This window comes from Acinetobacter sp. PW68 (genome assembly GCF_020982655.1).
GTDB classification, from domain to species: Bacteria; Pseudomonadota; Gammaproteobacteria; order Pseudomonadales; family Moraxellaceae; genus Acinetobacter; species Acinetobacter towneri_A.
Genome location: NZ_JAHZSX010000002.1, coordinates 25500 through 39969, shown reverse-complemented (window position 1 = coordinate 39969; position 14470 = coordinate 25500). Strand labels below are relative to the sequence as shown.

The 14470-nt window shown below is 34.6% G+C and carries 10 protein-coding genes and 6 pseudogenes; 9 read left to right on the top strand and 7 right to left on the bottom strand.

All coding sequences use genetic code 11. From position 1 onward, the window contains the following. Nucleotides 1–77: 77 nt before the first annotated feature. The 5 genes and pseudogenes from K1T76_RS13645 to K1T76_RS13625 form a co-directional block, all read left to right on the top strand. A pseudogene (locus tag K1T76_RS13645) lies at nucleotides 78–476 on the top strand (aldehyde dehydrogenase family protein); the annotation flags it as partial. Next, complete coding sequence (locus K1T76_RS13640) at nucleotides 476–808, top strand: carboxymuconolactone decarboxylase family protein (protein WP_230245678.1); 333 nt, start codon at nucleotides 476–478, stop codon at nucleotides 806–808. The pseudogene K1T76_RS13645 and the gene K1T76_RS13640, both read left to right, overlap by 1 nt. 108 nt (nucleotides 809–916) lie before the next feature. Beyond that, nucleotides 917–1617, top strand: a protein-coding gene (locus K1T76_RS13635; protein ID WP_004730370.1) for an IS1 family transposase whose coding sequence is annotated in 2 segments (ribosomal slippage) — nucleotides 917–1376 and nucleotides 1376–1617 — 702 coding nt in all. Because the reading frame shifts where the segments join, the coding sequence is not laid out codon by codon here. A 291-nt stretch (nucleotides 1618–1908) separates the two neighbouring features. After that, nucleotides 1909–3236 (top strand): annotated as a pseudogene (locus K1T76_RS13630) (ISNCY family transposase). A 109-nt stretch (nucleotides 3237–3345) separates the two neighbouring features. Then, the gene (locus tag K1T76_RS13625; RefSeq protein ID WP_230245677.1) at nucleotides 3346–4053 is read left to right on the top strand and encodes an IS6-like element IS1006 family transposase; all 708 of its coding nucleotides are present in this window, start codon (nucleotides 3346–3348) and stop codon (nucleotides 4051–4053) included. Nucleotides 4054–4194: 141 nt separating this feature from the next. Here K1T76_RS13625 and K1T76_RS13620 read toward each other — a convergent pair whose 3' ends face one another. Continuing rightward, nucleotides 4195–5655: a hypothetical protein gene (locus tag K1T76_RS13620; RefSeq protein WP_151421624.1), complete on the bottom strand. Its 1461-nt coding sequence runs from the start codon at nucleotides 5653–5655 to the stop codon at nucleotides 4195–4197. A 14-nt stretch (nucleotides 5656–5669) separates the two neighbouring features. Continuing rightward, nucleotides 5670–10667, bottom strand: a complete 4998-nt coding sequence (locus tag K1T76_RS13615) for an AAA domain-containing protein (protein ID WP_230245676.1) — start codon at nucleotides 10665–10667, stop codon at nucleotides 5670–5672. A 193-nt stretch (nucleotides 10668–10860) separates the two neighbouring features. On the opposite strand from K1T76_RS13615, the pseudogene K1T76_RS13610 reads away from it, so the two are divergent. Beyond that, nucleotides 10861–10998: pseudogene (locus K1T76_RS13610) on the top strand (IS5/IS1182 family transposase); the annotation flags it as partial. A gap of 89 nt (nucleotides 10999–11087) precedes the next feature. Here K1T76_RS13610 and K1T76_RS13605 read toward each other — a convergent pair. Both K1T76_RS13605 and K1T76_RS15160 read right to left on the bottom strand, forming a co-directional pair. Continuing rightward, nucleotides 11088–11240, bottom strand: a pseudogene (locus tag K1T76_RS13605) (BrnA antitoxin family protein); the annotation flags it as partial. A 2-nt stretch (nucleotides 11241–11242) separates the two neighbouring features. Further along, nucleotides 11243–11362: pseudogene (locus K1T76_RS15160) on the bottom strand (hypothetical protein); the annotation flags it as partial. Here K1T76_RS15160 and K1T76_RS13600 point away from each other — a divergent pair. Continuing rightward, nucleotides 11358–11450: pseudogene (locus tag K1T76_RS13600) on the top strand (ATP-binding protein); the annotation flags it as partial. The pseudogenes K1T76_RS15160 and K1T76_RS13600 sit on opposite strands and share 5 nt — an antisense overlap. A gap of 48 nt (nucleotides 11451–11498) precedes the next feature. Here the strand turns inward: K1T76_RS13600 and K1T76_RS14990 are convergent. Next, nucleotides 11499–11624, bottom strand: coding sequence for a hypothetical protein (locus K1T76_RS14990; protein ID WP_268259951.1), 126 nt, complete (start codon nucleotides 11622–11624; stop codon nucleotides 11499–11501). Between the two features lie 256 nt (nucleotides 11625–11880). Here K1T76_RS14990 and K1T76_RS13595 point away from each other — a divergent pair, with 256 nt between their 5' ends. Then, nucleotides 11881–12459: a LexA family protein gene (locus tag K1T76_RS13595; RefSeq protein ID WP_151421622.1), complete on the top strand. Its 579-nt coding sequence runs from the start codon at nucleotides 11881–11883 to the stop codon at nucleotides 12457–12459. 15 nt (nucleotides 12460–12474) lie between these two features. After that, entirely contained in the window at nucleotides 12475–13779 is a 1305-nt protein-coding gene (locus K1T76_RS13590; protein WP_151421621.1) for a Y-family DNA polymerase, read from the top strand. Nucleotides 13780–13943: 164 nt separating this feature from the next. Here the strand turns inward: K1T76_RS13590 and K1T76_RS13585 are convergent, their stop codons facing one another. Together K1T76_RS13585 and K1T76_RS13580 are read right to left on the bottom strand one after the other, a co-directional pair. Further along, nucleotides 13944–14231 (bottom strand): type II toxin-antitoxin system RelE family toxin, encoded by a 288-nt coding sequence (locus K1T76_RS13585; RefSeq protein ID WP_152342627.1) that lies wholly within the window; start codon nucleotides 14229–14231, stop codon nucleotides 13944–13946. Beyond that, nucleotides 14221–14469 carry a type II toxin-antitoxin system Phd/YefM family antitoxin gene (locus K1T76_RS13580; protein ID WP_000192612.1) on the bottom strand — a complete coding sequence of 83 codons (249 nt, stop codon included), beginning with the start codon at nucleotides 14467–14469 and terminating at the stop codon, nucleotides 14221–14223. Before K1T76_RS13580 ends, K1T76_RS13585 begins: the two co-directional genes overlap by 11 nt. Nucleotide 14470 lies beyond the last annotated feature (1 nt).

Here is a 14470-nt window from a genome sequence, read left to right as displayed (position 1 = left end):
ATTTAAATAGATTTAATTTTAGATCAAAAAATAATCAAAACTTTTAAAATCATATAGTTATGAAATCTTTGTGCAACAAAGCCGTTGCAGGTGGAAAACAACACAGCGCTGGTGAGTTATTTTACGAACCGACCATTATTGCCGATGTAACTGCAGAGATGGATGTTGCAACTCAAGAAACTTTTGGACCATTAGCTGCAATTTTTAAGTTCGAAACTGAGCAACAAGCAATTGAGATGGCCAATGCCACAGAATTTGGTTTAGCTGCTTACTGCTACACACAAGATTTAGGTCGTGCGTGGCGCATGAGTGAACAACTCGAGTACGGTATGGTTGGAATTAATAAAGGCTTGATTTCAAATGAGGTTGCACCGTTTGGTGGAATTAAACAGTCAGGTTTAGGGCGCGAAGGCTCAAAATATGGCATTGAAGATTATCTCGAAATCAAATACACCTTATTTGGAGGATTAGGCTAATGAGTAATGAAAAATTTGAAAAAGGTTTAGCGATTCGTAAACAGGTGCTTGGCGAAGCTTATGTCAATAATTCGATCAACAATGCTGATGATTTTAACTTACCTTTACAGGAACTGGTCACGGAGTATTGTTGGGGGGCGGTCTGGGGACGTGAAGAACTGAGCAAACCTGAACGTAGTCTAATTAATCTGGCTATGATATCAGCCTTAAACCGTCCGCATGAATTGAAGCTACATGTTAAAGGAGCTTTACGTAATGGCGTGCCAGCTGCTGTAGATAGTTTCCGTATTGCAAAAGAAGCAATTTTAGAATATGAACAGGAAAATATTTAAAAATTTTACCAATCAAAGGTTAAAATTATAACCGCATTATTAAATGCGGTGGTGGTGTTTCAAAAAGTATGCTGAAAAAAACAATATGGCTTTTGATAAAATAGAGTTATGAAAATAACGCTACAAATCAAATGTCCTACCTGTCTAAGTAACAATATAAAGAGAAATGGCATCAAAGTAGATGGAAAACAAAACCATCAGTGCAAAGATTGCAAACGTCAATTTATTGGTGATCATGCATTAAGCTATCAAGGGTGTAACTCAGGTATTACCGGCAAGATACTACATTTAATGGTCAGAGGAAGCGGTGTAAGAGATATTGCTGAAGTCGAGCGTATCAGCATTGGCAAGGTATTACGAACCTTAAGTGAATCGATCTATCAGATTCAGCCTAAACAAAGCCACTACGAATGTCTTGAAGTCGATGAACTTTGGACTTTTGTAGGGAATAAGCAAAATAAACAATGGCTTATTTATGCCTACCATCGAGAATCTGGAGAAATTGTTGCTTATGTTTGGGGTAAGCGGGATTTAGCAACGGTTCAACGTCTTAAAGCTAGACTTAAAAGCTTGGGGTTCAATATGCTCGAATTGCGAGTGATCATTGGGATAGTTTTATCACAGCATTTCAATGTTGCAAGCAAGTGATCGGTAAGTTTTTTACCGTCGGTATTGAAGGTAACAATTGTAGAATTCGTCATCGAATCAGGCGTGGATTTAGGAGAAGTTGCAACTTTTCTAAAAAGCTCGAAAATCATTTTAAAGCCTTTGATTTGACTTTCTTTTACCTTAATAACGGATTTGTTTAACGCCAGCATACTTTTTGAAACACCACCAATGCGGTTATTCTATTTGCGATTGAAACCTATGAATACTTTCAGCATAAGAAATATTGACAATTAAAGTGAGTAAATCATTACCATATATCAAAATTAATGAAAATTTTGCCACTTGATATCAATTTAACATAATCTCTATTATACGAAATAAAATTGTAAGCCCCAAGTAGAAATGTCCGGTTTCTCCAAAGTAAAAATGTCCGCTTTTAGAATATGCACTTTTGCAATTTTCTTAGCGGACGGTTTGATATGTTGGTGTCTATGTCGGATAAAGAACTTAAACGATTGTCGGTCTTGCAAGAAATCTGTGATCAACGCATAACCCAGTCCCAAGCTGCTCAGCTACTTCATATTTCAGAACGTCAGATCAGACGTTTATTGCAAAAATACAAAGCTCAAAGCCGCCAGCTGCATTAGCACATGCTGCACGTGGTAAAATCAGCAATTCCAGGCTTCCTGAAGAGCTCAGACTCAAGTGCCTCAATATTGTTTCGGATCAACTGCATGGTTTCGGACCCACTTTAGCGCATGAAAAGCTCACCACTGTTCATGGATTCGATATTTCAGTGGAAACACTGCGTTCCTGGATGATTGCAGCCGATCTGTGGATTCCTCGCGCCAAGCGCCTGAAACGCCCGTATCAGCCTCGTTATAACCGAGATTGTTATGGTGAACTGATTCAAATCGATGGCTCACACCATGACTGGTTTGAAGGACGCGCTGCTAAGTGCTGTCTGCTGGTATTTATCGATGATGCCACAGGAAAATTACAGCATTTACGTTTCTGTGAGTCGGAATCAGCATTTGACTATATGATTTCAACACGTTTGTATGTTGAGCAGCATGGTAAGCCGTTGGCGTTTTACAGTGATAAACATTCAGTCTTCAGGGTGAATCAAAGCAGCAAGAAAGACACCAAGATTACCCAGTTTGGACGCGTACTCAGTACCCTCAATATCGATATCATCTTCGCCAATTCACCACAAGCCAAAGTAGTGTAGAACGGGCGAATAGAACGCTTCAGGACCGTCTGATTAAAGAAATGCGCCTGGAAGGCATCTATTCGATTGAGCAAGCGAATGCCTGGCTGCCCTGCTTTATCGAGCAATTTAATCGTAAATTTGCCAATATGGTACTTTAATCCCAAGGATCTACACCGGACTGTCACTGAAACAGCCGAAGAATTAGATGATGTTTTTACCTGGCGTGAACCCCGCAGAGTCACGAACAGCCTGACGATTACTTATGATAAATGCGTATATTTACTGGAAAATACCGAAGAAAATAAAAGGTTGATCGGCAAGTATCTTGAGTTTCTGGAATACCCGGATGGCACGGTAGCCATTGAACATCAAGGAAGAAAAATTAATTACAGCATCTTCGATAAATTAAGTCAGCTCAACCAGCGAGAGGTTGTTGAGAATAAACGTTTAGGTGCTGTTCTCAATCATATTCAACAACAGCACGAAGAATTAGAACAGCAAAACAAACGCAATCGTTCTCAAAAGATGCCGAGCAGACGTGCACAGAAAACAGTAATCAAAGAACGAAATCTGAATCCTGTGCTTGACTTGGAAGTGTCTGTATAGGACATTTCTACTTAGGAATAACAAAAATTGTTAGAAACCATTTAAAGGGCACTGTTGCAAATAACCACGAATGGTAAGCTGAAGACTGTTTTAGCTAAAGGTGCAGCATATGAATCCTTTCCATGGTCGGCATTTTCAGGGCGAAATCATTCTTTGGGCTGTGCGCTGGTATTGTAAATATGGCATTAGCTATCGTGAACTGCAGGAAATGCTGGCCGAACGGGGTGTGAATGTTGATCACACGACTATTTACCGTTGGGTTCAACGTTATGCTCCTGAAATAGAAAAACGTTTACGCTGGTATTGGCGTAATCCTACAGATCTGAGCTCGTGGCATATTGATGAAACCTATGTAAAAGTGAATGGACGATGGTCTTATCTGTATCGTGCAGTCGATCAACGTGGCGATACCATTGATTTTTATCTTTCTTCTAGACGTAATACCAAATCAGCATATTGTTTTCTTGGAAAAATTTTAAATAATGTGAAGAAGTGGCAAATTCCACAAGTGATCAACACGGATAAAGCACCCACATATGGACGTGCTTTATCACGGTTAAAACGGGAATGTAAATGTCCACCAGACCTTGAGCACAGGCAGATTAAGTATAAAAATAACGTGATTGAATGTGATCATGGCAAGCTAAAGCGGATCATCAGGATCATCACATTAGGATTCAAATCTATGAAGACGGCTTATGCCACAATTAAAGGTATTGAAGTCATGCGTGCACTACGTAAAGGACAAGCATCGTCATTTTATTATGGTCAGCCTCAGGGTGAAGTGTGTCTAATCAACAGGGTTTTCGGTCTCTAAGTACTTTTTAAAGGGAACATCATCGACTCAAATCTCTATTTGCAACAGTGCCCGTTATCCTCAATGTAATTTCAGAAGAAAAATAAAAGAAAAAATATAATTTATAGACTGGTTTAAATAAATTTAAACCAGTCTAATTTATTAAAGAAAGAAACTAGAAATATTTTCGACATTATCATTATTTTGGCTTTCTGGAATTATTTTTTCAATATTACAAACCCCATCATAACTATTTTTTAGAAAACTTATAATTCTTTCTACCTTTTCAGGATGACGTGTCAAATACCCTACTTTAATAGGCAATCCTCCATTAATTTTTTCATCATAATAATTATATTGCACCATAGCAAATTTACTATCACCATCAAATACTAAAATATCTAAATCTGTAAGTTCTTTATTATTTTTATTCTTAAAATCAAATAAATACACTAAGCTTAAAAAATTTTTAAATCTATTCTTATATTCTTTTTTATCGTTTCTTTCAATATTTGGCAAACATACAGACAGTTCAAAATTATCTTGCTCACTCAGTTTTCCAACAAAATCATCAAAAGATTTTAAATCTTTACTTGCACCCCAAAAATCTTCATTACTTGGCTTCCAGATAATAGGTTTATTATTACCTTTTTCTTCAAAATCTATATCAGAAATAAATTCATGAAATAAATTCCGATTATTTTCTAAATATATAGGTCCTATTATGGATACTTCATCTAAATTAGATTTAATATTATTATTAAGCTTATCACTAGCATAATTTTCAAAATTAAATCCGTCTTTATACATATATTCTTTTAAGAAATCATCCTTAAAATAATTAATAAAAGATTCAATACTCATACTAGAGCTAGGTGCTTGTCTATCATTAAGATAATCAATAACTTTAAGCATTAAACCACTAGTTTTAACTAATCTATTGGCATAAGAATTTGAATCTGTAAGATCACAATCAACTTTAACTTTTGACCCATCCATATCATGCTTTAGAGAAAAACTTATTGATACTGGAAGGTATTCAATTCTATCGTACTCACATCTATTAATTTTATAAATTCTTGCTGCCCCACTTTGTAATACAGATCGATTGACAGAATCTTTATAACGTTGAAACTGTTCAACAAATATATCCTGCGGTACAACATCCTTGAGTTCAACATCAAGTACTTTAAGTCCTCTGGTTATAAAAGTGTTATCTTTTTCAATCGCGTGAATAGAATAAGTAACACAATCTATGAATAAATTACCAAAGTGATTTTCGAATTCGTCCAATAAGATTCTATTATGAACATTTTTTTTAGATTCATGATACTTACTGTTAACAGATAACCCTCCCTCATTATTGAGTGATACATATCCAGTTTTTATAGCATCATTGATCAGAACATCACACTCTCGATCATTTAAACCGAAATAAGCTATTATTTCTTCCCTATTAATATCCCCTAATATACCTGCCAAATTAATTGTTGTTTCAATTATTGCAGGAACCGTAGTTTTAGTAGTGAACTCAAAATCAATTTTAAACTTTCTTACTGGCACCAAAATAGTAATAACATCAAATAAAATAGATGCATTTACATCATTAATTATTGAACTCATAACATACACCTATTTTAAATATCCTTACTTTTTAAAATTTGATAGCCATTAGACTCCTTAACATCTTTTTTTGATTGGTCACTTATCATCTGATAAATTTCTGCTAATGGTTCCTTACTATTTATAGTTTCCCACATTTTGGCAGCCCCAATAAATACTAATCGTTCCTTTGCTCTTGATATTGCTACATTAATACGAGAGACATCATTCATAAAACCTGTTTTTAACTCTGTATTATGTCTAACTAAGCTTAGAATAATAATTCTATTTTCAGAACCTTGATAAGCATCAATAGTATCAACTCTTACATATTTTTTTAGCTTAGCCATTTCTTTATTGGTATCAAATTTCATATTAATTGCTGAAACTTGACCTGCATAGCCTGTGATTATTCCTATAGGAGGGTTCCCTTTATCTTCCAATAACCAACCATCCATTAACTCATAGATATCTTTATTATTTTTAAATAAATTTACTAATAATTTACAAATAAGATCTACCTCAAATTTATTAGAAATCTTCTTATTCTCATTATTTTCAACTAAATTCTTATCACTTGTATCGATCCAACTTACTACTTTATTCCAAGGCTTTCCGTAATTAAATAAAATCTCATCAGCATTTCCTCTAGCTGTTTTTAATTTTTTACCAAGAAGTCCTTCATAAAATACTTTTGAAACGATTTTCCCGATTTCAGGTGCCATCCTAAACTGATCCTCAAGCATAATCCCATCGGTAGCAATTAATGCTCTTTCAAAATCGGTCTTTTTCACTTCTTTAATTGGTAACTCAAGATTCCTTGCAACCTTACTTAGCATTTTCTTATCATATAATGGTGGTAATTGAAGATGATCACCCACTAGTACAACTTTCTTAGCAGATTGCATAGCCATTGCCAATTCACTTGCAGATGCCCTACCAGCTTCATCTATAATTACTAAATCATATTGTTTATCTACTATTTGGTAGGAAGGCTTACCAATACCTACCAGTGTTCCTACTATCCAATTCCTACTGTTCGCCATAAAAGAAGCGAAACCACCTGAATCACTAGATAAACGATTAAGCCAATCATGGGTTAATTCTAAAATATCTATAAATTTCGAAATTAACATTGGATCATTGATTCGATATGTAAAAGCTAGCTCTTCATATAATTTTTGGATAGGTTTCATATGGGTAAGTAAAGCTTCAGGATCATCATCATAAGCAGTTAACTTATTTAACAATATAGCTTTAACACGTTCTTGTTGCTTAGTAACTAATTTATGTTTTTCAATAATTTGTTTACTTGCATTACTGTTACTATCAATTATATTTTGAAGCTCAGTACTAATTTTTTTACATTCGTTGTATTCAAAAATCTCTCTTCCAACTTTGTAATAAATATCTAGTGCTTCTAACACAAATTCTTGTGAAAGATATAAGCGTTTAGAAAACGCTAATAAACGTCTATCAAATTCTCTATGAAATTTTGTACGATATTGGCTTTGTAAAGAATCTACATGAATATCCAAAAGCTCTTCAGATACCTTATCTTTCTGACCTAACCGTACAATGGTCGGATTTTTAATATGATTATCTTCACCTAATAACGCAGTGATTTCACTTATTACTTTTCTCGCTTTGACAGCTAATTCATCTACAGCCACATTAGATTGACTAACAATTAGAATTCTTGAAACACCTTCGATTCTGTTCAAGTAATCCAACAAATGACCTAAAAGAGTAGTTTTCCCTGTTCCTGGAGGTCCCATAATTACACTAAATTTATTATTCAAAATAAAGTTCAATGCTTCAAGTTGTTTAGGTCTTAATCTTTTTTCATATAAAGATAAAATATCACCACTTGGCAATGGAATAGAGTTATCGTTATTCAAATTTTCATTTGGATCAATTTGACTGAAAAAATCCAATAAATTTGGTATTACAGCTTCATTTTTTAGAACTCTATCTAATGCTTTCTTTCTTCTGAATTGGCTTGAACTCTCCTGTCTTGAAGTAAAACGTAAGAATCTTGGAATATTTTTATCAAGCAATCTTTTGTGTAACTTTGAATCAATAAGCAATATACCTTTTGATAGGTCCGAATCATTTATATTTAATTGGCCATAATTAAAGTTATTTTCAGCATTTACTACTTCAATTACATCATCTTCATAATCAGAAATATCTATACTATTAGCTACGACTTCAAATAATAAAACTCTTTTATATTCATCATATTCTGTATTAATCACTTCAATTGACGGCTTAATTTCAGATTCTGAATCTAGTAATTTCTTCCACAGAGTTTTAAGAGAACTTGCATCTAAATTAGCAGTATTGATTTCTAAATCTTCTTCCGAATCAGTTACATCTTTATCAATTTCCTCAAATTTTTCAGAAATAAATGTACTATAACTAGGTTGGTTCTGAATAAATTCTAATAAATTTTCTTCCCCTGACTTATCAATCAGTATTTCTGCATTTATTTCTTGTGCTGTTAATTCCCTATTATTAGTTGCCCTATAAGCCTTAAATACAACCTCATCAACTTTCAATTTTTTTAATTCACAATTAATTAACTTACTCACTCCTGAAGAATATTTAAATCTTATAATCAATTCCGCATCTTTACCTGTAATCGTAACAGAGTATCCATTAATTTTATTTTTTGAATTAGCATCTTTAAAAAAACAAAGATAATACTTACCTTGATCTGATAAAAATTGTTGTTTTTGCTCTAGATTAAAATGCCAAAAATTTAAAGTTGTTTTATTACTTTCTATGCTCTCTGCTTCAATAAAGAATTCTTTTAATTTTAGTAAAGATAAAGGCAAATTATCTTCATCATTAAAAATAGAGCTTTCAATCCTATCTTTAACATATGAATAAATTGCATCATCTTTAATTAATTCATGAGAAATCTTGTAACAAGCATATATATCTCTTTCTACGGCTGTACTATTTATATCTTTTGAATATTCATTATTATAGTTTTCTCCATCACCCAGATTAAAGTCAAAAATATCTATTAATACTATAGAGTAAACACCTTCATCATTCTTAATCAAAATATTATCTGGCTTTAAATCACCGTGATAATAATTTAACTCCTGTATTTTAATAATGTTATTAATTAGAGATATAATAATCTGATGTTTTTTATCTGAAGACAATAAACTTAAATCAAATTCACTTAATCTTTTCAAATCCACATATTCAGTAACTATATAAGCACCAAAATTTGGTCCCCAACCATAACTTTTTATTTTAGGTATAGCTAAATCACTATTTGAAAGATCTCTACATTTCCGCATTAATGATAATAGTCTCAGAGATATAGATTTTTCTTTTATAGAATTCAAACTTGGATATGTGTTTACAAAGTGAATTTGTTCATTAATTAAACTTTGATATTCCATCAATCCATTTTTATTTTTAAGTGTTTCTGGTAGTGCTTGCCATTCTATTAAAGGCACTAATGTTTCATTTTTAAATATATCTAATTGTCCTGCAACACCCTCTACTTCATCTGTTTTTGTATTGCTATTTAATATTTCATTAAATATAAGAAGCATCTCACTGACACTCTTATATCTATCCTCTGGCACAAGCTCGATTGATTTCTTCAACCAATTATTTATTTTTTCATCACTTTCTTTATTTTCAGGCTCTACCCATTCTATATAATCATCATCCTTATTGCTAATATATATTTTTTCACCAAATAATACCTCATAACATATTACACCCAATTGAAAAACATCTATTCTATATGGATCTATATTGTCTTTTAAATTATCTATTACTTCAAATGGCAATATCGATGTCGAAAGAAAATCCTTATAAACATCCGATACACTTTTATTACCTTCAACTTCAGCAAACTTCGATGTTATAAATCCAGACACTAAAACACATTGCGAAATCTTATCATACCAAAGTCTCTCCAAGGAAATATCACGGTGTGCAACTTGTATAGTATGTAAACTTGAAAATGGTGTTAATATCTTTTGTATTAATTCTAATCTTTCCTTTAAATTAAAATTATTTTTTAATAAATATTTATCTAGCCTTTCATAATTTGGCGTTAATTTATAAACCTCAATCAAATCTTCTGTACAGAGATCAGGATCAAAAGAATGTATTGGATTCAATAAATAATTTTGTTTTACAAAATTATATTGATCTTCAATATATGCCTGTGTTCTGTATTCTCTTAAAGCTAAATTAGCTCTATTTTCAGTAATTAACGCATATTCGGATTCGTTATTTCTAAAATCCCATATTCGCAATAGTGCATTATGACTTGGATGTTCTTTATTCTCCCCCATAAATTCTGAATAAATCGGATTTTTAAATCTTTGTTTAAAAATTGGTTCAAATTCTTTTAAGCGAAAATTATATGCAGAAATAATTTTTTTGGAAATTTTTGTATTTGTTCCTGTGAACCATCTATCTAATGCTCGTATGCTATTTGCACTATTAGGCCTATTATATTTAGAATAAAAATCTTTTCCTAATTTTAAGTCAGGTAATTTTTCTTCATAAACTTTTGGTAGTTTAACTATTTTAATAAAATCTTCTAACGTTACAACAGAATATTTCTCACTTGACTTAAGTTCAAAATTTGCACTTCCTGTCATTATTACCATACAGTTAATGTTGTACCAACACCCCCACTCTCTTTGTAATTCTTTAGTTAGGAGTTGCTGTAATCTTTCTGCATGTGTTCGTTTTGTTCCTACTGGAGATGGATGTTGATTAATGACCCTTCCATTTATAATCTGATTCCACACTTTTCCGTCTGATTCAATATTCCCAGCCCAGTTTTTTAATTCACATAAGATAAGTCTATCTGCAGTAACTAAGAGTAAATCTATTTCCATTCCTCGCTTTTTACCATCATTTACGAAAAAAGATGCATATCCTCTCCATGTATCAGGCATTGCATTCTCTATTTCGTTAATTGCTACTGCTTCTGTCGGCAATAAACCAGATGGTGACAATATAGTAATTTTTCGCATTCTATTACTCTTAGAGGACTTTTATCATAAATCATTAAATACTATACAATTTCTTTGATTCTTATTATTACTTATATTTTTCAAACTTATTCATTTTATTTATCATTCGACTAAATTTTCTATAAATTTTACCAATAGATGGCTTTGTTGCACAAAGCTGTTCTTAGGACTTCTTCGGCAATATAATTTCCAAATGAATAAGCCTACACACAAAATCTACCGCACAACCAATTGGCCCGCATATAACCGAGCTCTCATTAATCGTGGGAATATTGCCATTTGGTTCGATCCAAAAACACAATGGTATGCAGAACCTCAAGGCAAACAAGGGGCTTTGTTGCACAAAGATTTCATAACTATATGATTTTAAAAGTTTTGATTATTTTTTGATCCAAAATTAAATTTATTTAAATCAGATGCTTACATATTTATGCAACAAAGCCGCTCAGAGTAATACTGATAACCTTTGCCTTGAGCTTTAAACCATGCAAGTACATCAGCATCTAAATGAATGGAAGTCTGTTGCTTTACTGGGCGATAGAATTGATTATGGCGTACAGCATTGCTCCAGTCTGGAGCACCGTTTTGAATACCTCTGGTTTGATGGCTTCTTTTTGACACAGCTCATTCAGCGCCTTTTCTTTCTCCACATCCCAAAACTGAGCAAAAGCTTGTTCAACGCTTTGACCATTGACTGCTGCGATGTTAGATCGGTTATTGCATCACTCTCATGTGGTAAAAATATCGGGTGAGAGTTATCGTTTGAAGGATAAAAAAGAATAGGAAATCAGCCACAGGTTGAAACTTAATACGAGGTCAAAGGGGTCAATTTTAGAATGCCGTTGACAACAACATGCTTGTATTCGGCTGCATCAATATTCTTGCGCAGCTTGTCTGCTGTTTCCACAATACGACTTCTAATGGTTCTTGTTTGGTTTGCTTTGGAGCACGAGCCATAAAGTCAACCTGCAATGAATAGCTTATCTAATATTTGTTAATTGAATAGTAACCAATTATCTATGCATGCGTAAGCATGCAAATGACATTACTTGTCGTACACCTCCAGTGAGGTGGCGATAATGCGGGAAAGTTTGCAGTAGCCTTTATGGGAACCATAAGGTTTATTCACCATTCATCGAAATAGTCTTGAATCTGTAACACATCCAGTCATATATTTGATTTTGTAACTTAATCAAATAATGGGGGGCATCAGATGAAAAGTAATCATGGCGGATCTCGGGAAGGTGCTGGTCGTAAGGCAAATTATGATGAACCTACAAAGGTAATTCGTGTGCCGCAATCTCGTGTCATCGAGATCAAGAATTACCTGGTTAAATCCAAGGAAGCCAGGTTCAATGATATAGCCTCAATTACACTTGTAGATCCGTCTATCTCGATGCACATTCCCTTGGCTTCAGAAAAGGTTGCTGCTGGCTTCCCTTCTCCTGCCCAAGACTATGTCGACAAAACTTTGGACATGAATGAGCACCTCATCAAAAATGAAGCTGCAACTTTCGTTGTGAAAGTAGCTTCACTTTCCATGAGAGATGCAGGTATTGAGATTGACGATGAACTGATTGTAGACCGGAGCATTGAAGCCAAGCATGAAGACATCGTGATTGCACTGATCGACGATGAGTTCACCGTGAAACGTCTCATGATTGAAGGTGATCATAACCATTGGCTTAAAGCAGAGAACCCTGAGTATTCTGACATTCATCTAAAGGATGGGCAGGAAATGGTGATTTGGGGTGTAGTGACTTTTGTCATCAAGCCATTCAGAAAGCGTTAATACTTTATTGGTTTCATGCTCATGCAAGCATCTCATCAGAAGATCTACGCTTTAGTAGACATCAACAACTGCTATGTCAGTTGTGAACGCATCTTTAACCCAAGTTTGAACAATAAGCCTGTCATTGTGCTATCCAACAATGATGGCTGTGCTGTAGCTCGATCTCAGGAAGCCAAGGACTTGGGCATTAAGATGGGTGTTCCTCTCTTTCAGATCAAGGACATCGTAGAGCAGCATCAGGTGCAGGTGCTATCGAGCAACTATGCACTGTATGCAGAGATGTCTCGCAGATTCATGAAAATACTGTCCGATTTCGTATCTCACAAAGAGCAGGAGATTTACTCAATTGATGAGTGCTTTCTGGATCTGACAGCTCATTCAGGGAATTACGACTTGACTGAATATGCCCATCAGATTCGTCAGCGTGTGTTTTCTTGGCTTGGTTTACCTGTATGTATTGGCATTGGACGCTCAAAGACTGAAGCGAAACTAGCGAACCATATTGCCAAGAAGAACGCTTACTTCAATGGTGTTTGCAACTTGGTTTCAATGGATCCATGCTCTGCTGAAACTCTGCATCAAGCCATAGATGTTGGTGAAATCTGGGGCGTAGGCCGAAAGCATTCCAAGAAGCTCAACAGCTTGGGGATTCATTCAGTTATGGATTTTGTCTTGGCTTCCCCTCTGATGATCAGGGACCAATTTTCTGTAGTGATGCACAGAACCTTATTGGAACTTCATGGAATTGCTTGCATTGAACTGGAACATACGCCACCTGCAAAGAAGCAAATCATTGCTAGTCGTTCTTTTGGTCAACGCATCTACCACATTGATGATCTTAAAGAAGCCATGTCATTGTATGTCATGGATGCGATTAGCAGACTGAGAGATGATAATCTGTTGTGTGGTTGTTTGATTGGTTTCGTACAATCAAACCCATTTGATAGCTCAAAGCCCTTCTACAACAAGTCTTTATCCTTGGCTTTACCAGAACCTACCGACAACCTGTTGGTGCTCTCTAAACTCGCTACAGCGATGATTGATGGCCTGTATGCAAAGGATATAGCATTCAAGAAATGTGGCGTGATTCTGACGTGTCTCGAACCAAAGGCAAGCCATGTGTATGACATGTTTACCGACATGAAGCATATCGAGATCAGTGATGCTTTGATGGATTCCCTTGAAGCGATTCATCTTAAGTATGGCAAAACCAAGATTGCCTTGGGCGCGAGTTTAATGCCGAACAGAACATGGAATATGTCACGAAATCGGCTAACACAGAACTACTTTAAGTGGGATCAACTGCTTTGTGTGAAGTAAATGTCTTACCTATAAATTGATTTCGTTTTGGTTTCACAATAGTTGTTTATTGATTTCACAATAGTTGTAATTTACTACTATCTAATCAAAGATTATCTACATCAAAAATGCCCATAAACATGAGTGTTTTCATAGACACTATCTGCTTATAGGCATTACATCATTTATGAATGACGAGAGTTGGCATCATCATAGACGGCATTGTTTTCACGTCTGCCTACAGCAATCACGATGACAACTACCTCATCATCAACGACTTCATAAACCAGACGATAACCAATACTACGAAGTTTGATCTTGTAGCGGTTAGGATGTCCTGACAACTTGTTTTTGGGAATGCGAGGATTCTCCAAAACCTTGATCAACTTCTTCTTCAATGGCTGCTTAATACTTGGATTAAGCTTATTCCATTCTGCTAATGCTTCTTCTAAAAAGTCTAACTTATAGGTCATCAATATTTACTCGAATGCGTTTCTGATTCGCACGAGCATCTGCAATCTTATTCAGTTCCAAGTCTTCTAGTTGCTCCATCATCGTTTCATATAGATCAGCAGGAACACAGTAAAACGCTGGTGTATTACGATTGAGGATTGCTACAGGTTCACCTTTTCCTGCGAGCACTGTATCCATCGGACTCTTTTTGAGTTCAGTAATACTTGCAGTCATTCGTGCATGGATTAATTGAGTCATA